The organism is Streptococcus sp. 27098_8_148, from assembly GCF_041432105.1.
Taxonomy (GTDB): Bacteria; Bacillota; Bacilli; order Lactobacillales; family Streptococcaceae; genus Streptococcus; species Streptococcus parasanguinis_AE.
The window spans coordinates 166,191-186,714 of record NZ_JAPVYY010000002.1 but is presented as its reverse complement, the minus strand read 5'-3'; the positions used below and the strand labels follow the sequence as shown (position 1 = coordinate 186,714).

The following is a 20,524-nucleotide window of genomic DNA, read 5'->3' as shown; positions in this document are numbered from 1 at the left end:
TCTTACTGTGTTTTATGATGTCAATACACAAAAAAACGATCAAATCAGTACTATTTTCCTTTGTGCTCTAAACTGCATAAAGGGAATATCGATGAGTACTTTCATTGATCGTTATTATTATTCAAATTAATTCAATAATAAAAGTAACTTCATCTAAGTAATAAGAGCAATTAATTAGCTCAGCAACAACGATAACCACAGCAACTCCTTCTAAACGATGCAAGGAATATCCGCCGTGGCTATCAATTTACTTTTTTTCTTTTACTTCTGTAAGTTACTTTTGTTATTTTTACTTTTTCTGTATTATATCATATTTTGATTAAATTATCATCTAAGAAAGTGATTTTAAAAAAACTGGAAATTTTTTCAATTGTATATTTTGACAATAAAAAACACTTTTATGTTAATTTAATGATTTTAGAGCGTTTTTAGCTTATTTGATTTTAAAGTTGTCGTCTATTCCTTAGAATTACTTGAAGAACAGGAAAAATTCGACAACAAAGTAAGTCGATCTATTCAGTTATAAAACCTATGAAGGTCTTTCTGCTGGAACTAGCCACTCCTACTTTGGAGATGTAGATTATACTCTTACTTATTCAACTGATAATATCCCTCATGATTTCTCCTCATGTGGTGCTAGCAAGCATCTATATTATAGAACGAAAGGGATAGAATCAACATTTAAATAACACTTTAGAACGAAAGAATATACTGTCTTGTACCAAATTCCTATTTTAAAAAAGGTAAACTAATTTATTACTAAATTAGTTAATAATTTACTCCAATAACACTACACTCTGTAAAACTAAAAACACAAAATTACCAATAGTACCTTTTCTCACTCAGATATTGTTCTTTTTGTTCTCTAGAATTTTCATGATTTCTAATTCCTAGTAATTCGTCTGTTGAAGAAACTATTGGGTCAATCCAGACAGCTTTGGATATAATCCAATCAATTTCTTCTTTACTAAGCTTCCCCGCTATCTCCAGTTTATCAGCCATCAGGAAAAATGACCTCTAGATAGAATGCTATTGCTAATGGTAATGAGATTGTTAAAGAACAAATATTTCAGACGACCTCGAAAAAGAATTGAGGTTGTCTGAAAGGCAGAAACTGCGTGCATGCTTTGAGGCACGCACTCTACCTGTGAATTTAAAAATTTATGCAAGTTACAGCTGGCTAGGCAACCAATTTAACGAAACTTTTTTCTAGGATCTTTAAACGTTCCTATAAATTTTAAGTCATTATAAAGTTTTTCTGGATTATCGGGTTTAAAAGTAGCGTTTGCATAATAATACAAAGAATTCCCTTCATTCACACCTTTTTCTTTAGAAGCTCTTATAATTTCTTCTGTGGCTTTTTTCGAATGCGTACCAATTTCTTCAGCTAAAATTTCAATTGGAACAATCTCTCCGTTTTTGGTACGAAAAGCTACAAAAAAGTCTGAATCAATAAATGAAACCCCAAAATCTGCAAATGCTGGACATTGAGAATCTGAATCTTCCATTCCTTCAGTGTATTTATTAAATTCATCTAACGTCTTATTTGATGTTCCTATCCATACAGAAATCATATTTTTTGTATCTGAATCAAGCATTTTAATCGTCCTTTCTCAATTATCGAAAATTTAATTTAAAATTTATTTCATTACAGAGGCCGTCTGAAAACAGAAACCGCGTGCTTCCCTACGTCGGGATTTGAGGTTTCATGCGGGCTACGGCTTGCTATTTATCATATATTTCCAAATTTTCTAATTCACCTTCATAAGTTATTTGAGCAGATATTTCCATATCAGGAAGAAACGAACCAGAATAGTATATAAATACTAAATCATCAAAATATGCTGTAGTATTGACAATTTTTAAATCATTTGCTAATTCTTTATTATCTAATTCTATTGGTTCATAATCACTTTGCTCATAACAAGCTTGATTAATCTCTATTGAAATGTCTCTTATTAAATCATCAATGTTTATTCGTTTAAAAAAGCTCTCTACCCTATCAAGAATTGGATAAATTTGGCTTTCTCTTTGTATATCTCATGATTCATCATCAATAAAAATGGGTATATCATACAGTTGCATATCACTAGGCGATAAAGATATTAAAGCAGTAGCTTTACCGTCATTAATTTTTAAATTTTTAATCATGGATTAAATCCTTCCTAGGGTTGAAATTTAGAAACTACTTACGTGCGCTCCAAACATACTCTCCGTTGTGATAGAGAGTTACATAAGGGCTACAACCTACTCATTCATTTTCATAAGCATCACCATAGCTTTGAAAAGAAGAATCTAACCAAAACCATTCTTTTTCATTTGAAACCAATTTTTCCAGTAGTTCTGTAAATGACTTAGCAATAATGGGAGACTCATCAGGTGTAGCATGAGTTTCTATAAAACTATCATAACAAAAACCAAATCTTTTTTTGTTTAAGTCTATACTGATAAATTGACCAAGCTCTTGAGAAGATGCAATCATGAACCAATCATTACTGATATCATCTGCCAACTCCTCCCAAATAACATCATCAGCTGGATATAGAATTTGGTTTGTTGGTTGCAATTCTGAAAGTGAACTGATTCTTATTTCACAAGAAGTATCAATATTGAGAATAGCATATTCATAATTTTCATAAAAGAATTCTAAATCTTTTGGCAAAGGAAAAGCAAATTTTGGTTTTGATACTGCCTTCAAAAATTGATGGCTACCTTTTTGTTCTAATTTTTCAATTAATTCTTTGATTTTCATAAAATACTCCTTAGGACTGAAAGTTTTTGTTTAGGCTACAGCTAGCTTACCTATACAAGTTATATTCTGTTTTTTGCTAAAAAAATATTTTCTAGTGTTTTCCTAAACGAAACCATATCAGTGTCTATATTTATTTCAATATCAATATGTTTCTCGATTTTCAAAGATTTCTGAATATCTTCTCCGAAATCGAATGATAAGATATTACCTTTTAAATCATAAGCAACGTTATTGCTTTCAATTGAAAACGTTTGTTCATTGAATTCAAGGTATATTTGATCATCTTCATCTTGATTGAAGGTTAGGGTGAAATAATGAAAATTTCCCAAATCAAAGTAGATATATGACAAACCTTCATCATCGGACTCATCAAATGAAATTGCTACTGGGTTCCACATAGATTTATTTTTCATTAGCAAACTACAACCTCACAATCTGATTCTCCAAAAATATACTCAATATATTCATTTAATCTTTTATCAGGTTGATAAGTAATAATTAGATTTTCAATACTATTTTGATAAATTTTTTGTTTTTCTTGAAAATAAATAACTAATTTATTGGAATGAATTTCTACCTTTTTGAAGCCACCTATTCCTGAATATTGCTGGCTGTTTATTTCATAATAATAGTATTCTAAGTCGTCAACTTCTCTTTGCAAGATTAAGTAATTATTAGGATTAGGTTTTTTACTATCTGCAAATGCAATGGTAAGAATACCATCTTCTATCTTGTAATACGTGTTTTTTGAAATAATTTCCATAAATAATTCCTTATAACATTGTTTCTTAACATTTTCCAGAACCAAATTTTGCTAATCTCCAAGGTTCAAGCCACATAGCCGCATTTGGCGCAAACTGATATAGATAATCTCTACCAAACAACCCGATCAGGTCCTGATTAACAAACCGACCCGCATCAGGCTCATAATACCTGAAGAAGTTGTAGTGCAGCCCCGTTTCAAGGTCGCAATACTGGTTTTGCACGCGGAAGGGTTGGTAAGTACTATCCGTTACCTTGGTTTCTTCTTTCAGACGACCTCAGCCGGTGTAGTTACCAAACCAAACCAGATTACCTTCGCTATTGGTCATCTCTCTCGGGATGCCGATTTGGTCGCAGTGGAAGTAGTGGGTTTGTTGTCGGTTTTCGTCGTCTGCGGTTGTCCAATTGCGGACTTGCGCCAAGGGGTCGTGCGTACCGCACATATCCTACGTCAGAACTGAAGGTTTTGTGCGGGCTACGGATTACTATAACTTACTTACAGAATATTTCATGTTAGAGGTAGAAATTCCATCTTCAAATTATTACTCACAACTAATTCTTTGAATTTATCAGAAAAAGCCCAAATTAAATCATCATTTATATCTTTTGCACAAAACTCGAAGCCAGATATATTTTCAAAGAATACAGGTGGATAATCGATAAATTTCTCTCCATCTATTTCATAAAAATTTGATTTTTCCAAATTTACCAATTCAGCAGTTAATTTAATTTTTCCAAGGAAAAATTTAAATTCATCATTCTTAATTCTAAGTTTAGCTGGAAAAAAATCTAATTCATTTTTTAATGTATCAGCTAATTTATTAATAAAAGTTTCAGAGAACAATAACATCTTAGGAATTGTTTGAATATAATCTGTTTTAGAAATATTTTTGGAGGTATATCCACTCTGAGCTATAAAAACTGCTTCATCTGTATAATTGCCTTTATTGTAATTAATAAATTCCACAATTTTTCTATCATCCTGTTTTAAGTCCGCATAAGCATCTTTATTATCAACAGCAGAGTATATTTGATAAAGAGTCATCATTTTTTTCCTTTTTTACTATTACTTTTAGAAATTGGTGCAGTACAAGTATATTTTTAAAATGTTTATTTAAAGAACAAATATTTCAGACAACCTTACGGTTTGGTTAGATCTTGAACTGACTATTCGTTTAAAGATAAGGCAAATCTAAGGCCTCATCATAACTTTCATCTAAGATTTTATTGACTGAGGCGGCAAACTGAATAGCCTTCATATCAATAGTTTCAGGATTGTCAGAAATCGGAAAGACAGCTATACCTATATTATTTTCTATCAACCATGGTATTCCATCCTCTAAAAATTCTTCTATCTCAATTTCATAAATATCAGAATTCTTATCTTCAGAATTTGCCATAATTCTTGCGAATTCTAATTCAGGCCATATGGCTAAAGATGAATTTTTCTCATCTCCCCATAATATCCAATCTCCTTCTTCGTCTGCTAAAACATATAGAACTCCAGAGTCAGCTATCCTTTTTAAAGTATGCTCACAACGTTCTTGACTGGACAAATTAAGAATTGCATTTATTGCTTTTTGTTGTAAAACCATCGACAAATAAGGTAAATCAAATTCTTCCCCATACCACTCATAAAAATAGTCATTGATCATCTTAGCAAATTCAATTGGATCCAAAATAATAGTTTCTTTTTTTTCATCTATAGGAAAAATAGCTAATCTAATATTATTTTCAGACATTAAAGGAACGGTATCTTCTAAGAAGTTCTCTAGTTCCATTTCATCTATTCTCAATGCTTGAGGATTCCATTGGAGAGCTAACTCCGCAAACTCATATTCTGGAAAGATCATTAGATATTCTTTTCCTTCATCATCTTGCAAACATATCCAGTCATCCTTTCCATTTAGTAGGTATAGAGTTTCAATACCAGATATAGTTTTAATAGAATAATCCAATCTTTCTTTAGCTGATAGTTTAACAATTGAATCAATTGCTTGTTTTGGCAGATCCATTATTTAAATCCTTTCTACTTTCGTGAATCTTTGATTTCTTGCTCAGATTTTCCACCATATTCTTTTGATGCTCGCAAAGGTTGTCTTCGATCACCATTATCTTTTTTATGCTGAAGTCTATGTAATATTCTTGTCAAAAGACTCGTAAAGGTATAACTAAACCCTTTCTTACTCTCATATTTTCTCCAGTGAGCTAAATCAAAGCTAGGTGGTAATCTCAAGGACAATTTAGTAGTTTTACCTAGACTCTTACGAGTCTCTACTCTTCTAATTTCATTCTGCACCCAGCCACGGACAAAACGAGGTTGAGATTTATCAGTTGCAAGTGCCCTAATACGTTCCTGTTTTCCTGCATAACTTCTTCGCAGTCCTAAAAAATCAACCTAATTTTGAATATTAGGAGCAAACTGATATAGATTCTCTCCACCCAGCAACCCAATCGGATTCTGATTAACAAACCAACCTGCATCAGGCTCGTAATACCTGAAGAAGTTGTAATGAAACCATGTTTCTTCTTCGAGGTCGTCTGAAAATCGATTTCAGATAACCTTGATATTTAGCGTAACTCGACCTAACCTACGACTACTGTTTGTTAAGAGGAAGTTATTGTCCTTGACCAAGAATTTCTTCTCCAATTATTGAATCTAACTCTATCCATGCTTCTTCAAGTTGATTAACAATAGAAGATTCATTTTTATTTGGATCGTCTTTTAAATTGAGATACCAAATATGTGTTAATTTCGGTATTTCATATAAATAAGACGCCAATCTTTTTTCAATTAGATTATGATTATGAGTATAATGCTTTATTTCATTTAAAATTTTTAATAATTCTTGATATTCCTTTACATCGAATTCAAGATCCATTCTGACCTTATCAATAAAACTATTATTTTCAAGTTTTTCTAATAATTCTTTCATGGTAACCACCTTTAAGTTATACAAAGCAAAGGATTGCTTCTGCAGGAATAGTTTATTTATTTTTAAAGTTAAGCATTCAGTCCAATAGAAATAGATAACACATCTTCCCCATTGTCGAGTAGAGATATATCGATAACTTTATCTATTTTATGACTAAAGAATTTTAAACAATAAAAATTAGGTTTGTTTATTAATTCTAGCCAATCGCTAATATTTTTTATTTTGATAATAAACAAGGGGAATAATTCTATTGGTGTTTCAGTCGAATCATTTATTCCTCCATAAAAGTATACATAAGCAATATTATTTTCATCTGGTGCAAAAAAATTTAATATTTCATTTTTTATCGATAAACTAAAATTTTCTTTTGATAATTCTATATTTCTATAGGGGGTAAAAGTACGATTTATTATTTCACATGAGAGTGGATATGGAATAATTTTTTCAGAATCTGAAATTAAATTATTTAAAAAATGAATTTCTTTCATTTTTTTCATTAAATGATTCTGTTTTAAAGTAAAGATCTTATTTTCTAAAGTTGTCATGATACTATTTCCTATGTTGTTCGAAAACAGAAAACGCGTGCGCGCCGCACACACCCTACGTCGGGACTGAAGGTTTTGTGCGGGCTACGGCTTGCTGGTTTTTAACTATATTTCAACAATTTTTCTTCATGTAATGCTTGAATTTGTTTCAAAATAATCTCGTTCATTTGTTTTTCTAATAAATCATTAGTAGAGTTGCAGATAATTTTAACTACAGAAGCAGAAGATAATAGTCCTAACCTCATAAAGTATTCAAGTTCAAGATCATCATCTTCAATTGATTCCTTCACATTTTCCATTCCTTCTTCAACAAAATATAGTGATAGGTGTCGTGCAAAATAATTATCTAATCCTTCTTGAGCACCTTTTTGACTTTTATACTCGGTTACAGACTTTAGTAATTCAAAAGATTGCTTTTTCTGAGCACTAGAAATAATAGGAGACGCATTCAAAAGACCAAGTATATATTCTACATCTCCCCATATTTCAAAATCCTCTTCAAATTTCACTTGTAAAATAGCAGGAATAATGATTTTGAAAGGTTCATATATCTTATTGACAAATAAACTACTAATTAAGTCGGTAAGCGCTTCTCTACTCTTGGAATTATTAAAAGAAAATTTCTTTTGAAGAATAGCAATCTTCTTTTTCTGATTTTTTGTAACACAAAATTCAGCAATTTTATTAAAGTCTATATTCATAGTTTTAAGGCCTCCATATATTGGCTAGATTATCTTGAATTTTACTTGAACACCATCAGACAAATGCGATAATGCTGCTTTTATAGATTTAGGTGCTGCTTTCTCTACATATTTCATTAGGTAATTTGAACAAAAACATTACCTTCTGAATAATTTTCATTACAGAAAAAATAATAAAACTCATCTCCAAAATCTTGCTGGAACATATTATCTATCTCTCCTGCATATATTTGAAATTGAAATGACATATTTGATTTCTGAATAGGATCTTGATTTAACCATTCGCACTTGCTTAAGTTAAACTTTAGTAATATTCTTTATAGAATCATATATTAATTCTTCCAAATAACTACTATTTTCAGGGCAAATTTTTATTTCTTTGTCTTTGAAAAAATAATATCCTCTGGAGTCAGATATATCAACCATTCCTTTTGAATTCTCTCGATTTATAAATAACTCTAAAACTATTTCATCATTATCGTCGTATATAAGAATATTTTCCTTTAAAAGTAGACTGAATACAATTCTTAAACTAGATTGTTTTAAGTAAATATCTAAATCCGCTTTAAGAATTTTATCATTTGAAGCTTAAGTTTCTCTTAATTTTGTAAAATGTTCAATTATTTTATTAATTTCCATTTTAAACCTCCGTTTATTTAATTATTGCATTTTTGACTGCTTGCGTGAATGAATGTGTGACATCTGTTCCCCTAGTAGAAGCCCATTCCTTCAATTTTATAAAACCAGGGTCATTAGTTGACCGAAAGAATACATGATTTCCATGATCATTAATGGCCTCAAGTCCTGATTTTTCAAGTTTTGAAACATCAATTGCTTGGCATTTTCCAATAGGTTTATCCATTGATGTAGATAGGCCACTTTCAGTATCCTTCCCAGGTCTTGGAGTTAAATTATTATCAGTGGCTGAACCCATTCGATATACGATACCTTTAGTTAATTTTTTGGAAAGACCTAACCAATCACCCCATCCTTACGTATTCGATGCAAGTTGATAAAGGCAAAAGCCCCCTAGCAACCTAATTGGGTCTTGGTCAGATTGGACGGGGGGATCTTTTATTGAACTTGCCGTTCATATGGAACATATCGCCGGTGCGCACGATATAGCGTTTGCTCATTGTAAGTGAGGAAGAATGGCGCATCAGCCAGGCTGGTTTGGTGGCGGTATGGGAAAGTATGCCCTTGCGTCCCGGAAGTTATAAATAAAGTTGGATAGTATTTGTTATTTTTTTTGTGTTTCGACACTAATTTCCTGGTTAAAATTTTGGATTAATTTTAAAAAATTAATGATTAAGTTGATTTGAGTAGTGTTAAATATCATACTTTGGTTTCTTAGGGCAATATATAAAAAGTCAACAACGTAACCATATAAATAAAATTTAGATAAATTAGAAAAAATATATTTTAAACAGCAAGGAGTAAAATATAATATAGCCTTATTAGTATAAGCTTGCCACTCTAATGATTCAAGTATTGAGAGAAAATCATCGTATGTTATCTCAATCCAAGTTTTAGTAGATAGTTGCGTTATAGAAAATATATAAGAGTTGTCACTGTCATCAAAACTTATGATGTTATTTTTATCAACTTTGAAAACTGGGAAAGTAGGCCTAATCTTTTCCTCTAGACAATTTCGTTCTTGTATATATTTTACCTCCATAAGAAATTTTTCAAATTCACAACATAGTCCTAAGTCTTTGACAAATTTGGAGATATATTCTAAAAAATCTTGAATTATATTGATTTCATTTTTGGTTAAAGATTGTAGCAAATTAAATAGTTCACTTACTTCTCCTTGGGATAGGTTAGAATAATAGCTAAATAATTCTATGAAACAATCATTATCTATACTAGGATTTTCTATCGAGCTTAGTAAAAGTGTATTTAAATGTAAAGCATTTTCATTTTTTTGTTTATCTGACATTTGATTTTTAATTAATAAAATGAGATTATTTTTTTTCATGTCTTACTTTCTACATTTTAAGATATGGCACCATTTGATTGATTTATTATCTATTTTTTATTTACGTTTTTTAAAATTATTTAATAGTTTTACTATCTTCTCTTTATTTTCGCTGGATGAGTTAATTGCAATACTAACGGCATTTTCTCCAAATTCATTTTGTATATTTGTATCAGATCCATTGTCAAGGAGTACTTTCACCATTTCTATATTTCCAAACATGCATGCATAATGTAGTGGGGTATATCCTAAGTCCCCTTTAAGATCGATCAATGCCCCATTTTGAAGAAATACAAGAGCATCATTTAAAGAATTAATTCTGGCTGCAATATGTAAAACTGTATCATCCATACTTCCTACTTGATTTACGTCTTCAATAGTGTCACCTAAAAAATCAGGATGCGTTTCATATTTTTTTAAAATAGATAATAATTCTTTTTTCATTAACAATACCTATAGTTCTAAGTTGATAAATTTAATAAAACAGAAACCGCGTGCGTACTGTACACACTCTATGTAAGGATTGAGGGTTTCAGCTAACCAAAGTTTACTAATATAATTTCTCAAGCAATTCTAAAAAATTATTTGCAATCACACCGACTTCTTCATCAATAGAATCAATATTATGATTAAAAAAACGAACTTTCCCATCTGAGGACAAAATAATACTATCTCCAGAAGGAGTATTTGCAATTGGTAATCCATATTGCTGAAAATCGGAATATATATCAATAATCGAATTAAGTTTATAATCAGACTTAAAAGACAAAAAATGATCAATAACTATCTTATTACCTTTTATTCTAACCTTTGATGGAATCCCTCCATTATTTCTAAGTAAAAAATCAACATAATCTGTATCAACTTTAAAACCTAATTTATCTTGAAATTCAATAATATCTTCGATGCTAGGGTTGATTGAATTATATGCTTTACTTAAACTTTTTAAAGTCTTCTTATCTGGCAAAATTCCATAGTTTCTCATCTGCTGTATGTCTTCTGGGCTTAGACCGAATTTTTTAAATTTAATATTCACTTTCAAATCACTCCTATTACTAATTTTACTAAGTTATTTAACACTTTCCTTTTCCCTTCCGTGTTTGATGTTGAGCCGCACTACCTGTATGTTTCACAGACTTATGTATATCTTTAGGAAGTAACCTCATCATCCCTCCTGTATCATGATGCAATACAAACCCTGGAGGAGTCTTTGCATCATATTTATCGTTTGCTGTTTTTTTACAACGTGTTATTTAATCTACTTTATTTTCAAATCTCATAAAAAAGCATCCTTTGTATATATTTAATGAAAGAATATTATCATTATTTTCAATAATATATATTTTTTCATATAGAAAATTTGGAAAATCAGCCAATACATCTGTAACTGCACTATCTATTGCTTCATACTCATCATCTGTCAGTGGTGAGTCAATATATACATAAAGAGCAAATAATTCTTCAGTCATATCAAATGCAATAAGTCTGACTTTATTACAAATTGCCCCAAGAAAAGCCATTTGCATACTTAAAATAATTTCTTGTTTTTTCATAATTAATTTCTCAAATAAAATATAGAATTTATGTTATATCAGGCAATGCAGGAACAATATGTTTACCTTTTGCACCATATGAATGACTGTTGAAATAGATAGCCCCAACGGGTCACCCCACCCCACATCAGGCTCTTAATACCTGAAGAAGTTGTAATGCAGCCCCGTCTCACGGTCGGCATACTGGTTTTGCAGGCTGAACGGTTGGTAAGCACTATCCGTTACCTTGGTTTCCTATTTCAGACGACCTTGATGTTTTGTTGGGTCTCGACCCAACCTACGGTCTAAAAATGGTCTTAAAGAGGCTTGTTACCTTTAAATACATTAAATCTTGATAGATTTGCACCTTTTGATTGTATATGTCTTATAGCTAATTCAAATTCATTAAATTCATCGAATTCTTCTATCTCATAATCTTCGGCCTGATCCAATTTAATTTTGGGTACCGTATAGTAATATGTAATATAAATTCCATTACTTTTCTTAATAGCAAACACTTGATAAACAACTTCTCCATCAATTTCAATAAGTTCATCATATCCTTTTGTTTGTAAATTAGTTAAATTCAACATATCTATTTTCCTATAATATCAATACGCACTTTTTTTCCATCCAGATGTCTAATACTTATGTGCGGGTACTTTTCATGTCCTTTTCCTTGTGGATCATCATGTCCTTTTCAACATCCTGTTGCTTTACCCATAGCATAATCTTTTCCTAATTCACAAACCGCCCTGCATCCGGCGCGTAATACCTGAATAAATTGTAATGCAGCCCCGTCTCACGGTCAGCGTACTGGTTTTGCAGGCAGAAGTGCTGGTACGAGCTATCCGTTACCTTGGTTTCATCTTTCAGACGCCCCTAGCCGGTGTAGTTGCCAAACCACAAGAGGTTTCCGTGGATGTCGATCATCTCTCTTGAGATGCCGAACGGGTCGTAGGCGTAGCGGCGGTTAAGTACGGTACAAAAAAGGTCGTCTGAAAATATCGAATCTTACTTTTTGGTTTTTTTCTTAGGATTTAATTCTTCTTTACGTTGCTTATAAAATTGCCAATATTTTTTGTCTTCTATGCTAAATGGATAATACCCGGCATCATTATAAGCAATATCGAAATATTTATAAGCATCATCATATTTTTCAATATCATAATAAAAAAGACCGCCTAATAGGTATGTTCCTGCATTAGTTGTTCCTAAATCAGCAACACTTAAAGCAATAATCAGCCATTCTTCAGCCTGTTCATATTTCTGATTTTTATAATATAAGTCGAATAAGGCAATCGCAACCATTGTAGTTGGATGCGCCCATTGAGTTACTGGCTTGGGTATTAGCTCAAATGCTTCTTTTAGTAATTTTTCTTGTTCCAAAAAAGATTTATTATAAGTTTCGCAAACTAAATCATTAATTTTTGATTCTAATTCTGGGTTAACTGCATCTAAATTCATAGCATACACCTCCTCAATAAAGTTAAACGATAATAAATGTAAATTTTCTATGTCAATTATGACCATAATCAGATTTCGGTCGTAGTGGAAGTAGTGGGTTTGTTGGCTGTTTTCTCCGTATTCGTTGATATGATTTAGACAGGCGAAACCACGTGCGTACCGTACATATCCTACGTCAGAACTGAAGGTTTTGTGTAGGCTGCGACTTGCTAGACCAGACCTACGCTTGTTGTTAGTTTTGCATAAATTAATAAGCAATATAAAACGTCTAAATAGTTGAAAGATGTAGATTTTAGCTTTTTCTGTATTTGAAAAAAGGGGACCTTACGGGGAAGGCTCGGCCTAATCACGTTTATTTTTATGAGACTGAAAATTTAGAGATACTTACACCATCTAATTCAAATGTGAAAATAATAGAAACTCCTCCTTCTGTTTTTATCTCACACTCATGTTCCCACTCTTCCCTTGATACAAATTCCCATTTAATATCGGCCAAAAACAAATATTTTACAAACTTTTCAATAGTTAATTTCCTATTAATTTTATATTTTTTAGCAATAGTTACACCTTTAAAATAAGGATCTATTGATAGTAAATAAATAACTTCATCCCTAAAACCAATTTCTAATCCCTTCCAAAAAATAGAAAAAGCACTTTCTATATTATCGTCATCGTATAACCATTTAGATGAATGTTTGAATTGTTTCAACTTTTGAAAATTACTATATGACATACCTACAGACAAATCTTTAAATCTACCTGTTTTTAAGAATGATATGATATCCATAATTACCTCATTAACATTTTCCTAAATTTTTCAATTTCTCTTTTAGCTATATCCTTACTTCTAGTGTACTTTTTGGGTCATTTAAATCACCTTCAAAATCAGTCAGAGTCTTTTTAAGATGATCTTTTGCTAATGACATAATTTGTGAGTTGTCTTTCAGTTCAGAAATTAATTTATCAGCAGCTTTCAATTCTTTGGAAGTAGTACTTTTCATATCACCAAAACGTTTCCATACTAATCCTCGTTTATCATCTAAGGTTAAAAGGGCTTCTGTTACTTTTTTATTTCCTACAAAAATATCAACATGAGTTCCTTTTACGCTAACATCCGAAAATCTATATGGTTGCATTTTTGTAGTTGTTTTTGAAGCAAGGCCTAATGGGTTCACCCACGCCTTCGTATTCAGTCCAAAACCATATAAATTGTCTCCACTTTCCAACCCAACCGTAATAATCCCCAAACTAAACCAGATTGCAGTTCTTATCGGCCATCTCTCTTGGGATGCCGATTTGGTCGCAGTGGAAGTAACGGATTTGTTGACGGTTTACTTTTTTTCATTCAAAAGAAAATTTTAACATTTTTGATAACCGATTTATATAATATAGAATTGCCAAATGTTCATCTTGGTAACAATATTCTTCGGTTCTCAATCCTCTTTCAGAATAGAATATATGCCATTTTTTATTTTCTTCAATAATACATAATGATTCATCATTTACTTCATTGATTGAGTAACTATCTTCTGGTACTCCTTTACTTTGAAGATATGAATTCAATTCATTAATTTTTAACATTTTCCTATTTTACCTCTTTTAGATGCCCAGCTTCTATATATGCTTTAACAGATTTTGGCAATTCATACTGTGTCCCTAATTCAATCTCTCCGAACCACGGCATAACTTTACATGCAGCTACATTATTAATTGGTTTCAGCACCCTATATATGGTATAAGGCTTTTGATTAGAACTAGGAGGAAGGCTCTCATAGGGTATGGTGTTCCTACTGGAGACACAAAAGTTCCTCCTTGATAACCATACCTATCAACAAGGGTGCCAACTGGAAGTGTAATGCTCCTCACTTCACCTAAAGCGCCTCTATTGGGAGGCCAATATGGTGTGGGCAGATTTTTATTTAAACCTAGGACATCAAGCCACTTATTTGTATTAGGCGCAAACGCATACAGATTCGCCCCACCTATCAACCCAATCGGATTCTGATTCACACACCCTACGGCATGCAGGCTACGCTTGCTACCCATGTAGGCTACGCTTCGTCTGAAAGGTAGAACCCGTGTGTGTGCATACCGCACACCTTACGTCGGGATTGGAAGTTTCATGTGGTCTACGGCTTGCTTGGGCTACTTTACAGTTGATAATTAAATTTAGAAAATTATGTCTAATACTCTATTTTTTAAAATAAATTCTTTTTTTAAATGTTCTAAAATATTATCTAACTCTTCCTTGCTTAAAATTTGGTTGGTCTTAGTAAATTTTGCTGTTTTCGCATATAGGGAAAAGTGAAACTCATTATTTGGAAAGAACATTTCTCCTTCAAATGAAATTTCATGTCCATTTAAAGAAACAATTAACATACCTCTTGAAATTTTTTCAATTACGAAATCATCCATAGTAATTACCTTTGAAATATAACAGTTGAAATCTTTGTTTTAGGATCTATATTAGGATTGTTCTTCAAAGCGGGTAATTCTCTATTTTCCCATATATTTCCTGGTCGCATATCTTTGCCAATAACGCCTGTTACAGTACCAGAAGCGCATGTTGCATACTCTGATGAAATATCTTCCCATGCTTTAATGCTTGCTTGGTAATTTTGATCCCACGTAGGCATGATAATTTTTCTAGCTTCAATTAACATTTCTGATGTTGTTCCTCCATTAGATTTGGCAATATCGGCAGCAATATGTTGTCCACCAATACCATCTGTTCTACCTGACCAAAAAAATGCTGTGTTTGGTTCTGTTTTAACTTTGCTATTTTCACATCATTTATCCAAACCTAAAGGATCTAGCCAATCTTGCCCATTAAGCGCAAACCAATAAAGATTCTCCCACCTATCAATCCAATCGGCTCCTGATTGACAAACCGACCCTCATTAGGCTCGTAATACCTGAAGAAGTTGTAATGCAGCCCGTCTCGAGGTCGGCATACTGGTTTTCAGACTACTTCAAAGAGGTATCGAGACCGTCTGAAATGGTCTGAGTTTAAATAGTTTACTAAATTTGTTTTTTAAGAATTTTCTCTAAATAATCTGAAAAATTAGCTGCTAGAGTTAGCAATTCATCAGTGTCTTGATTGTAAATCATTACCGTTTTAGATGGGGAAATATAAATAGGATTTCCCCAGCCATCAGTGCCAATTATTAAATTACTTTTGCCATCTTTAAGATAATCGGAAAATTCTTTATTTAAATCAATAATTGTATCTTCCCCAAGAAATTCGGAATTATGTATTCCATATATTTGAGCATCCCTAACGACACACCCACCAAATCTCATTGTAAATTCTTTAAAATCCTCATCTAACTTAACATTAAGTGATTTCTCTACATTGAGGACCTCATCATCAGTTGTTGGCTTTCCTTGAGCGACTGGATTTTTTTGAAAGAAAGCAATTAACTGCTCTAAAACAAATTTGTTTAACATAAATCCTCCTTATTAAACTAATAAGACTTACCTGCTTTTAGGTCTCTACGTCTTAACTTTTTTCTGGCTCTATATTTCCAATATTCTCTACGGCAATTTCAAAAATCCTGTCTGACACTGTCATTTCCTACACATTTACCTTTTTGATTACCATTATGTTAGATAACTTTTACATTTATAGTGATTTTTCCATGCGGTGTATTCGCCGAACCACAAGAGGTTGCCGTCTTTATCGGTCATCTCTCTTGGGATGCCGGTTTGGTCGCAGTAAAAGTAGTGGGTTTGTTGGCGTCTTTCGTCTTCTTCGTTGATCCGGTTGTGTACCTGTGCGTACCGCGCACACTTTACATCGAGATTGGAGGTTTCATACGGGCTACGGCTTGCTTTGAAATCTGTTTTTGAACGTAATGAACTTTTCATATGAATTCAATTGCTCAGCAGAATAATTTTCCATAATTTCAGCATTATCACTATCTGCAAGAGAAACATAAAATATTATATTTTTTATCTTATTTTTATCCATCTCAGTTAATGCTAATTTAAATCCTTCGATAATAGCATCATATACATTTGCTTGAACAACTTCAAAATCTTCATCTAATAATTTTTGAATATTATCTAAAATTTCTTGAATATTTTGGTTAAATATTTTATCAATTTCTTCGGGGACTTCACCTGTGCCTATTTCAAATTCTGAATAATACCATTTTACAAAAGAATGTTCTTCAACTGGCAGATTCTTCTTTAATTCTTTGTAATGAGAAATAGTGTTAGCAGCCCACCCCAGATATGAACAATAGTCATCAATATATAATGTATAGGCAAAAACATCATTAGAATTATATCTTTCTGATACAAATTTAAATGTCTCTGTAACTCCTTTAGATACATTCTGGATCAAATCTTGAATTATATAATTACTTAAAATACTCATTTTAATTTTCCTTTTATAAATTTTTGTTATCAATCAGTTTCTATGCACATTTACTACGTGATCCGTATTTTACAAAAACCTTACTACCAATTCTAGTTAATTGCTTGCTCATATATCTATCTGCTTGAACTTTGTTATACTTAATTTACTATTTTTTTAATTAATATGGAAGTCCTTTGGTTATGCTGTTTACAGCATAGCCTTGAGTTATATTTGTTCATATAAAGTTAAATTCTTTTCTGTGCTTTTATATATATCTGTATAGAAATAAATTCTATTATCTTTTATCTCTTTCAGATAAACCAAGTCTTCGATACCTCCAATATACTCAATTGATAAATCATCTAAACTTAATATTGCAAGCCTAAATCCAACAACGCAAAATCGTCTTATGAAAACTGGAATATATATTTTTCTATTGAAATACAACAAAGGCCCTCCAAATCCCTGTTCTTTAATAATAACTTGACCGTTAATGGACAGACTTCCAACTAGGGGAGAACCTTGATTAACTTCCATCAAATCAAGGTAACTAACTTCCCATTTGTCAAAAAAATTTTTTTCTTGAAAGTCTAAAGGAGTTTCAAGAAAAATTTTTAACTTAGGCATTTCTAAAACTTTCCCTTTCTTTTAATTTTTTCGATTTAACTTTTTGAACCTCTTCTGAATGCACTATAAATTGTAATGATCCTCCTGGATATATAAGACCTTGTGTACCTGTGCGTACCGCACACACCCTACATCGGGATTGGAGGTTTTGTGCGGGCTACAGCTTGCTACGTTGGGACTGAAGGTTTCATGCAGGCTACGGCTTGCTTTTCACGCTTTTAAATTCCGGTGGTGAATTTTTTGAAACTCATCCGAAATAAAATCTCCAAATTCTGCAAATGATTCAATAGGTAAATTAAAAATTTCTGGTTTATAACGAATCAGCAGACTTAGGATATGATAATGACTTCTTGGTGTTTCACGTAATTCAATTCTCTCGAGTATTCTTTGTTTACCTTCCTCTTCATCTATTTTTTGTGCAATGGAAAAATCTGCATTGTGAGCCACTTCTAAAGCAGGATTAATGGAAGTAATTTCACTTGGGATTGGATCTTGGTAATCGGGATCTTGAGCAATTATCCGCCAGTCTGACTCTAGCTTTGATTCAAATAAGGTATGACAGTCTAAAACAGTTTTGAATAGGATTGGGTAATTTCCAGCATTTTTATAATCAAATGACTCAACTGGGCTTGAAGTAAACAAATCAAAAATTCCTACAGTGGCACCAAGTTTATTTTTAGCGATTATTCTACCGTAACCGAATAATTTATCGGCTATTTTAAAACAAAATAAATCACCATTCTTAAGATATCTATATAAAGTCTTGTTTTTTTCCCAATTAAATATTTTCATAATACTTTTCCTTTAACTATTGCTTTCTGTCTTTTGGCATCGTAGAGGCCATCTGAAAAGCAGAACCCGTGTGCGCACGTACCGCACACACTTTACGTCGGGATTGGAGGATTCATGCGGCTACGGCTTGCTAATTACTTGAATTTAGATATGTATAGAATGCCATTTCCCATCATAACTATCAAATTCTTTTACATTATCTAATTTCCAGAGACCTGCCTGTTTTTTGAATTTATAAAGTCTTTGTACTTCCATTCCAGCGTAAAGAACATCACTTTTTACAGTTATAGAGCTACCTTTTTCTTCTATTTCAATGATTTTCTCGTTATTTGGATTGAATGTTGGAGGGTAGTTAACAGTCATACATTCTAACTTTCCCATTTTTCTTGGTTTATCTGTTAGGTATTTATCGTATATTTCCTTTAGTGTTTGTTTCAATATCTCATCAGGAATATCTGTGCCTGCATCAATATGCTTATTAGCATTGTCTTCCCATTTATACATTTCCATCAGAAAACTATTTAATACTGTTTCAATACTTTCATTCATAATTCAATCCTTTTTAGTTTTGTTTAAGTCGTCTGTACGAAGAATAATCCACCAGATAGATCTCGATTTATAAAAATATATCCTATGTTCTCAGTTAGATAAAAAATTTCATTTACTTTTTCAGGTAGATCCATTCCTAAAATTTGACCTATGAAAATATATTTTTCTAGAAAATCATCACTCTCTTGTTGTAAATATTCAGGTTGTCCTCCTAAAAAACTCATTTCATCTGAATTCTCAATAGGATTAATTGGATAAAATTTATCTAGGTTAAACTTGAACTGATTTTTATCTCCGATGATAACTTTCGTGTATCCTTGAATAGCATCGTCAATTTCAGTAATGTAGTCAAGAAAATAATCTTCTTTATCGTAATAAGAAAAAACGTAAATTACTTTATCTTTATATTCCTTATCCTGAAAATCTGTTTTAAATTGAGGTGCAATAGTCAATAAATTTTCAATTGGCATAAAAGCAATCAATGCTAACTCATGACCATCTGGTGCTATCACTTTATTTGAATAGTCTAAATCTAGCCCAACTAATATATTATTTATATTGGGTTTACTATCTAAAAAGTTAAAATTAACGTATCCGTTTTTTTTAATTTAAATTCTCCTAATAATTTAAGGGCATTTCTTACCTGCTTTTTTCAATTTTCTAAGAAATTTCTTGGCTTCTTTTCTTAATCGTTTTCTTTGAGCTTTAGTTTCTTAATCCTTCTTGAGCAATATCAATCTCTCGATGTATATCAGTGAGTAGGTTAGTAATAGACATCCCATTTTTTTGAGCAAGTAGAGCCCATTTTTCCGCTTCGTCTAATTTGTTTTTGTCTTTACTGTCTTGGTAATGATCAAAGAATATATAGGCCAAATCATATTGTGCTTGAGTATTACCTAATTCGGCTGATCGAATTAACCAAAATATAAATTTATCATTGTTAAATTCATAAAAAGCAAAATAATTAGCTAATTTTGATGCTGCTTGACTATTGCCAGAGGAAGCATCAATTTTTAACTTTTCCAGATCAGTTTTAGAAATATACATACTGTCATTTATTGAAATGTTGGCATTAGATTTCATGTCTCTATCCTTACTGTATGAGTTATTATAAGACGTTAGAAAAATACTTTAAAAAAATAAGTTTAAGGATTTTATGGCTTAAATGTAACATATTTACCTCCATTTAAAACCTCTCCTGTAACTGCACTAACATTTTCTGTTGCACCACGTATAGGTGCTTTTAATTCATTAGCCAATTTTTGAGCAAATGAATTGTCCCCTTTTCCTGTTTGACAAGCAACTAATGTTACTGGTTTCCTTTGCACAAGGTTTATGTCTACTCCAGTTTTTGAACAATTATCACATTTGTTCATTAGTCCTAATGGATCATTCCATTTCGTTGTATTAGGTGCAAACCAATACAAAATCTCCCCACCCAACAACCCAATCGGATCCTGATTCACAAACAGATCCGCATCAGGCTCGTAATACCTGAAGAAGTTTCATACTGG

General features: G+C 31.8%; 36 protein-coding genes and 3 pseudogenes. 1 reads left to right on the top strand and 38 read right to left on the bottom strand.

What is annotated here, in order from left to right; all coding sequences use genetic code 11:
• Window positions 1-819: 819 nt before the first annotated feature.
• The 22 genes and pseudogenes from O3646_RS02400 to O3646_RS02295 all read right to left on the bottom strand — a co-directional run bounded on the left by O3646_RS02400 (window position 820) and on the right by O3646_RS02295 (window position 12,037).
• Entirely contained in the window at window positions 820-1,002 is a 183-nt protein-coding gene (locus O3646_RS02400; protein ID WP_247912219.1) for a hypothetical protein, read from the bottom strand.
• A 191-nt stretch (window positions 1,003-1,193) separates the two neighbouring features.
• On the bottom strand, window positions 1,194-1,598 hold the full coding sequence (locus O3646_RS02395) for an immunity 22 family protein (RefSeq protein ID WP_247912218.1): 405 nt from the start codon (window positions 1,596-1,598) through the stop codon (window positions 1,194-1,196).
• 653 nt (window positions 1,599-2,251) lie between these two features.
• Entirely contained in the window at window positions 2,252-2,752 is a 501-nt protein-coding gene (locus O3646_RS02390; protein WP_045615700.1) for an SMI1/KNR4 family protein, read from the bottom strand.
• Window positions 2,753-2,811: 59 nt separating this feature from the next.
• Window positions 2,812-3,165 (bottom strand): hypothetical protein, encoded by a 354-nt coding sequence (locus O3646_RS02385; protein WP_247912216.1) that lies wholly within the window; start codon window positions 3,163-3,165, stop codon window positions 2,812-2,814.
• Window positions 3,165-3,515 carry a hypothetical protein gene (locus O3646_RS02380; RefSeq protein WP_371610478.1) on the bottom strand — a complete coding sequence of 117 codons (351 nt, stop codon included), beginning with the start codon at window positions 3,513-3,515 and terminating at the stop codon, window positions 3,165-3,167. Before O3646_RS02380 ends, O3646_RS02385 begins: the two co-directional genes overlap by 1 nt.
• Window positions 3,516-3,540: 25 nt before the next feature.
• Window positions 3,541-3,738 carry an RHS repeat domain-containing protein gene (locus tag O3646_RS02375; protein WP_371610477.1) on the bottom strand — a complete coding sequence of 66 codons (198 nt, stop codon included), beginning with the start codon at window positions 3,736-3,738 and terminating at the stop codon, window positions 3,541-3,543.
• A 54-nt stretch (window positions 3,739-3,792) separates the two neighbouring features.
• Window positions 3,793-3,957 carry an RHS domain-containing protein gene (locus O3646_RS02370; RefSeq protein WP_371610476.1) on the bottom strand — a complete coding sequence of 55 codons (165 nt, stop codon included), beginning with the start codon at window positions 3,955-3,957 and terminating at the stop codon, window positions 3,793-3,795.
• Between the two features lie 65 nt (window positions 3,958-4,022).
• The gene (locus O3646_RS02365) at window positions 4,023-4,559 is read right to left on the bottom strand and encodes a hypothetical protein (protein WP_075567340.1); all 537 of its coding nucleotides are present in this window, start codon (window positions 4,557-4,559) and stop codon (window positions 4,023-4,025) included.
• Between the two features lie 130 nt (window positions 4,560-4,689).
• Window positions 4,690-5,529 carry a DUF2750 domain-containing protein gene (locus O3646_RS02360; protein ID WP_371610475.1) on the bottom strand — a complete coding sequence of 280 codons (840 nt, stop codon included), beginning with the start codon at window positions 5,527-5,529 and terminating at the stop codon, window positions 4,690-4,692.
• A 14-nt stretch (window positions 5,530-5,543) separates the two neighbouring features.
• The gene (locus tag O3646_RS02355; RefSeq protein ID WP_371610474.1) at window positions 5,544-5,813 is read right to left on the bottom strand and encodes a polymorphic toxin type 8 domain-containing protein; all 270 of its coding nucleotides are present in this window, start codon (window positions 5,811-5,813) and stop codon (window positions 5,544-5,546) included.
• Between the two features lie 99 nt (window positions 5,814-5,912).
• Window positions 5,913-6,038, bottom strand: a pseudogene (locus tag O3646_RS02350) (RHS repeat-associated core domain-containing protein); the annotation flags it as partial.
• A 94-nt stretch (window positions 6,039-6,132) separates the two neighbouring features.
• Window positions 6,133-6,450 carry a hypothetical protein gene (locus O3646_RS02345; RefSeq protein ID WP_371610473.1) on the bottom strand — a complete coding sequence of 106 codons (318 nt, stop codon included), beginning with the start codon at window positions 6,448-6,450 and terminating at the stop codon, window positions 6,133-6,135.
• Between the two features lie 68 nt (window positions 6,451-6,518).
• Complete coding sequence (locus tag O3646_RS02340) at window positions 6,519-6,995, bottom strand: hypothetical protein (RefSeq protein WP_371610472.1); 477 nt, start codon at window positions 6,993-6,995, stop codon at window positions 6,519-6,521.
• Window positions 6,996-7,096: 101 nt separating this feature from the next.
• On the bottom strand, window positions 7,097-7,696 hold the full coding sequence (locus O3646_RS02335; protein WP_371610471.1) for a DUF6707 family protein: 600 nt from the start codon (window positions 7,694-7,696) through the stop codon (window positions 7,097-7,099).
• Window positions 7,697-8,348: 652 nt separating this feature from the next.
• On the bottom strand, window positions 8,349-8,558 hold the full coding sequence (locus tag O3646_RS02330) for a hypothetical protein (RefSeq protein ID WP_371610470.1): 210 nt from the start codon (window positions 8,556-8,558) through the stop codon (window positions 8,349-8,351).
• 378 nt (window positions 8,559-8,936) lie between these two features.
• Window positions 8,937-9,677 (bottom strand): hypothetical protein, encoded by a 741-nt coding sequence (locus O3646_RS02325; protein ID WP_371610469.1) that lies wholly within the window; start codon window positions 9,675-9,677, stop codon window positions 8,937-8,939.
• Between the two features lie 57 nt (window positions 9,678-9,734).
• Window positions 9,735-10,121, bottom strand: a complete 387-nt coding sequence (locus tag O3646_RS02320; protein ID WP_371610468.1) for an ankyrin repeat domain-containing protein — start codon at window positions 10,119-10,121, stop codon at window positions 9,735-9,737.
• 106 nt (window positions 10,122-10,227) lie between these two features.
• Window positions 10,228-10,713 carry an SMI1/KNR4 family protein gene (locus tag O3646_RS02315; RefSeq protein WP_371610467.1) on the bottom strand — a complete coding sequence of 162 codons (486 nt, stop codon included), beginning with the start codon at window positions 10,711-10,713 and terminating at the stop codon, window positions 10,228-10,230.
• A 37-nt stretch (window positions 10,714-10,750) separates the two neighbouring features.
• Window positions 10,751-10,930 (bottom strand): HNH endonuclease, encoded by a 180-nt coding sequence (locus O3646_RS02310; RefSeq protein WP_371610512.1) that lies wholly within the window; start codon window positions 10,928-10,930, stop codon window positions 10,751-10,753.
• A complete protein-coding gene (locus O3646_RS02305; RefSeq protein WP_371610466.1) occupies window positions 10,931-11,230 on the bottom strand; it encodes a hypothetical protein in 300 nt (99 codons plus the stop codon).
• 296 nt (window positions 11,231-11,526) lie between these two features.
• Complete coding sequence (locus tag O3646_RS02300) at window positions 11,527-11,802, bottom strand: hypothetical protein (protein ID WP_371610465.1); 276 nt, start codon at window positions 11,800-11,802, stop codon at window positions 11,527-11,529.
• Window positions 11,803-11,947: 145 nt separating this feature from the next.
• Window positions 11,948-12,037 (bottom strand): RHS repeat-associated core domain-containing protein, encoded by a 90-nt coding sequence (locus O3646_RS02295; RefSeq protein ID WP_371610511.1) that lies wholly within the window; start codon window positions 12,035-12,037, stop codon window positions 11,948-11,950.
• Between O3646_RS02295 and O3646_RS02290 the strand changes: the two genes are divergently transcribed.
• The gene (locus O3646_RS02290) at window positions 11,999-12,151 is read left to right on the top strand and encodes a hypothetical protein (protein WP_371610464.1); all 153 of its coding nucleotides are present in this window, start codon (window positions 11,999-12,001) and stop codon (window positions 12,149-12,151) included. The genes O3646_RS02295 and O3646_RS02290 overlap by 39 nt on opposite strands.
• 72 nt (window positions 12,152-12,223) lie before the next feature.
• Here the strand turns inward: O3646_RS02290 and O3646_RS02285 are convergent, their stop codons facing one another.
• From O3646_RS02285 to O3646_RS02210, 16 genes and pseudogenes are all read right to left on the bottom strand, one after another.
• A complete protein-coding gene (locus O3646_RS02285; protein ID WP_070678959.1) occupies window positions 12,224-12,676 on the bottom strand; it encodes a hypothetical protein in 453 nt (150 codons plus the stop codon).
• Between the two features lie 358 nt (window positions 12,677-13,034).
• Entirely contained in the window at window positions 13,035-13,463 is a 429-nt protein-coding gene (locus tag O3646_RS02280; protein WP_371610463.1) for a hypothetical protein, read from the bottom strand.
• Window positions 13,464-13,509: 46 nt separating this feature from the next.
• Window positions 13,510-13,851, bottom strand: a complete 342-nt coding sequence (locus tag O3646_RS02275; RefSeq protein WP_303942425.1) for a hypothetical protein — start codon at window positions 13,849-13,851, stop codon at window positions 13,510-13,512.
• Window positions 13,852-14,017: 166 nt separating this feature from the next.
• Entirely contained in the window at window positions 14,018-14,257 is a 240-nt protein-coding gene (locus O3646_RS02270) for a hypothetical protein (protein ID WP_049512646.1), read from the bottom strand.
• Between the two features lie 4 nt (window positions 14,258-14,261).
• Window positions 14,262-14,722 (bottom strand): annotated as a pseudogene (locus O3646_RS02265) (glycohydrolase toxin TNT-related protein).
• Window positions 14,723-14,845: 123 nt separating this feature from the next.
• Window positions 14,846-15,091 (bottom strand): hypothetical protein, encoded by a 246-nt coding sequence (locus tag O3646_RS02260; RefSeq protein ID WP_004694811.1) that lies wholly within the window; start codon window positions 15,089-15,091, stop codon window positions 14,846-14,848.
• A gap of 5 nt (window positions 15,092-15,096) precedes the next feature.
• The gene (locus O3646_RS02255; protein WP_152907023.1) at window positions 15,097-15,339 is read right to left on the bottom strand and encodes a hypothetical protein; all 243 of its coding nucleotides are present in this window, start codon (window positions 15,337-15,339) and stop codon (window positions 15,097-15,099) included.
• 358 nt (window positions 15,340-15,697) lie between these two features.
• Window positions 15,698-16,126 (bottom strand): SMI1/KNR4 family protein, encoded by a 429-nt coding sequence (locus tag O3646_RS02250; RefSeq protein WP_049512641.1) that lies wholly within the window; start codon window positions 16,124-16,126, stop codon window positions 15,698-15,700.
• Window positions 16,127-16,279: 153 nt separating this feature from the next.
• On the bottom strand, window positions 16,280-16,546 hold the full coding sequence (locus O3646_RS02245; protein WP_080984147.1) for an RHS domain-containing protein: 267 nt from the start codon (window positions 16,544-16,546) through the stop codon (window positions 16,280-16,282).
• On the bottom strand, window positions 16,500-17,060 hold the full coding sequence (locus tag O3646_RS02240; protein WP_049512639.1) for a DUF4303 domain-containing protein: 561 nt from the start codon (window positions 17,058-17,060) through the stop codon (window positions 16,500-16,502). Before O3646_RS02240 ends, O3646_RS02245 begins: the two co-directional genes overlap by 47 nt.
• A 207-nt stretch (window positions 17,061-17,267) precedes the next feature.
• Window positions 17,268-17,669, bottom strand: a complete 402-nt coding sequence (locus O3646_RS02235; RefSeq protein ID WP_049512638.1) for a hypothetical protein — start codon at window positions 17,667-17,669, stop codon at window positions 17,268-17,270.
• Window positions 17,670-17,879: 210 nt separating this feature from the next.
• Entirely contained in the window at window positions 17,880-18,461 is a 582-nt protein-coding gene (locus tag O3646_RS02230; protein ID WP_049512636.1) for an Imm26 family immunity protein, read from the bottom strand.
• Between the two features lie 144 nt (window positions 18,462-18,605).
• The gene (locus O3646_RS02225) at window positions 18,606-19,010 is read right to left on the bottom strand and encodes an NTF2 fold immunity protein (RefSeq protein ID WP_049512634.1); all 405 of its coding nucleotides are present in this window, start codon (window positions 19,008-19,010) and stop codon (window positions 18,606-18,608) included.
• 23 nt (window positions 19,011-19,033) lie between these two features.
• A complete protein-coding gene (locus O3646_RS02220; protein ID WP_371610462.1) occupies window positions 19,034-19,522 on the bottom strand; it encodes a hypothetical protein in 489 nt (162 codons plus the stop codon).
• 193 nt (window positions 19,523-19,715) lie between these two features.
• Window positions 19,716-20,093 (bottom strand): hypothetical protein, encoded by a 378-nt coding sequence (locus O3646_RS02215; RefSeq protein ID WP_074324746.1) that lies wholly within the window; start codon window positions 20,091-20,093, stop codon window positions 19,716-19,718.
• A gap of 71 nt (window positions 20,094-20,164) precedes the next feature.
• Window positions 20,165-20,497, bottom strand: a pseudogene (locus O3646_RS02210) (hypothetical protein); the annotation flags it as partial.
• Between the last annotated feature and the right edge of the window lie 27 nt (window positions 20,498-20,524).

Coding starts and splice junctions, on each gene's coding strand:
- O3646_RS02365 (WP_075567340.1), bottom strand. CDS start 4,559: ATGACTCTTTATCAAATATACTCTGCTGTTGATAATAAAGATGCTTAT.
- O3646_RS02280 (WP_371610463.1), bottom strand. CDS start 13,463: ATGGATATCATATCATTCTTAAAAACAGGTAGATTTAAAGATTTGTCT.
- O3646_RS02320 (WP_371610468.1), bottom strand. CDS start 10,121: ATGAAAAAAGAATTATTATCTATTTTAAAAAAATATGAAACGCATCCT.
- O3646_RS02345 (WP_371610473.1), bottom strand. CDS start 6,450: ATGAAAGAATTATTAGAAAAACTTGAAAATAATAGTTTTATTGATAAG.
- O3646_RS02330 (WP_371610470.1), bottom strand. CDS start 8,558: ATGGATAAACCTATTGGAAAATGCCAAGCAATTGATGTTTCAAAACTT.
- O3646_RS02215 (WP_074324746.1), bottom strand. CDS start 20,093: ATGAAATCTAATGCCAACATTTCAATAAATGACAGTATGTATATTTCT.
- O3646_RS02285 (WP_070678959.1), bottom strand. CDS start 12,676: ATGAATTTAGATGCAGTTAACCCAGAATTAGAATCAAAAATTAATGAT.
- O3646_RS02380 (WP_371610478.1), bottom strand. CDS start 3,515: ATGGAAATTATTTCAAAAAACACGTATTACAAGATAGAAGATGGTATT.
- O3646_RS02360 (WP_371610475.1), bottom strand. CDS start 5,529: ATGGATCTGCCAAAACAAGCAATTGATTCAATTGTTAAACTATCAGCT.
- O3646_RS02335 (WP_371610471.1), bottom strand. CDS start 7,696: ATGAATATAGACTTTAATAAAATTGCTGAATTTTGTGTTACAAAAAAT.
- O3646_RS02225 (WP_049512634.1), bottom strand. CDS start 19,010: ATGAATGAAAGTATTGAAACAGTATTAAATAGTTTTCTGATGGAAATG.
- O3646_RS02370 (WP_371610476.1), bottom strand. CDS start 3,957: ATGTGCGGTACGCACGACCCCTTGGCGCAAGTCCGCAATTGGACAACC.
- O3646_RS02300 (WP_371610465.1), bottom strand. CDS start 11,802: ATGTTGAATTTAACTAATTTACAAACAAAAGGATATGATGAACTTATT.
- O3646_RS02325 (WP_371610469.1), bottom strand. CDS start 9,677: ATGAAAAAAAATAATCTCATTTTATTAATTAAAAATCAAATGTCAGAT.
- O3646_RS02290 (WP_371610464.1), top strand. CDS start 11,999: ATGCAGCCCCGTCTCACGGTCAGCGTACTGGTTTTGCAGGCAGAAGTG.
- O3646_RS02340 (WP_371610472.1), bottom strand. CDS start 6,995: ATGACAACTTTAGAAAATAAGATCTTTACTTTAAAACAGAATCATTTA.
- O3646_RS02235 (WP_049512638.1), bottom strand. CDS start 17,669: ATGCCTAAGTTAAAAATTTTTCTTGAAACTCCTTTAGACTTTCAAGAA.
- O3646_RS02245 (WP_080984147.1), bottom strand. CDS start 16,546: ATGAAAAGTTCATTACGTTCAAAAACAGATTTCAAAGCAAGCCGTAGC.
- O3646_RS02305 (WP_371610466.1), bottom strand. CDS start 11,230: ATGAAAAAACAAGAAATTATTTTAAGTATGCAAATGGCTTTTCTTGGG.
- O3646_RS02390 (WP_045615700.1), bottom strand. CDS start 2,752: ATGAAAATCAAAGAATTAATTGAAAAATTAGAACAAAAAGGTAGCCAT.
- O3646_RS02400 (WP_247912219.1), bottom strand. CDS start 1,002: ATGGCTGATAAACTGGAGATAGCGGGGAAGCTTAGTAAAGAAGAAATT.
- O3646_RS02385 (WP_247912216.1), bottom strand. CDS start 3,165: ATGAAAAATAAATCTATGTGGAACCCAGTAGCAATTTCATTTGATGAG.
- O3646_RS02255 (WP_152907023.1), bottom strand. CDS start 15,339: ATGTTAATTGAAGCTAGAAAAATTATCATGCCTACGTGGGATCAAAAT.
- O3646_RS02270 (WP_049512646.1), bottom strand. CDS start 14,257: ATGTTAAAAATTAATGAATTGAATTCATATCTTCAAAGTAAAGGAGTA.
- O3646_RS02260 (WP_004694811.1), bottom strand. CDS start 15,091: ATGGATGATTTCGTAATTGAAAAAATTTCAAGAGGTATGTTAATTGTT.
- O3646_RS02230 (WP_049512636.1), bottom strand. CDS start 18,461: ATGAAAATATTTAATTGGGAAAAAAACAAGACTTTATATAGATATCTT.
- O3646_RS02240 (WP_049512639.1), bottom strand. CDS start 17,060: ATGAGTATTTTAAGTAATTATATAATTCAAGATTTGATCCAGAATGTA.
- O3646_RS02250 (WP_049512641.1), bottom strand. CDS start 16,126: ATGTTAAACAAATTTGTTTTAGAGCAGTTAATTGCTTTCTTTCAAAAA.
- O3646_RS02395 (WP_247912218.1), bottom strand. CDS start 1,598: ATGCTTGATTCAGATACAAAAAATATGATTTCTGTATGGATAGGAACA.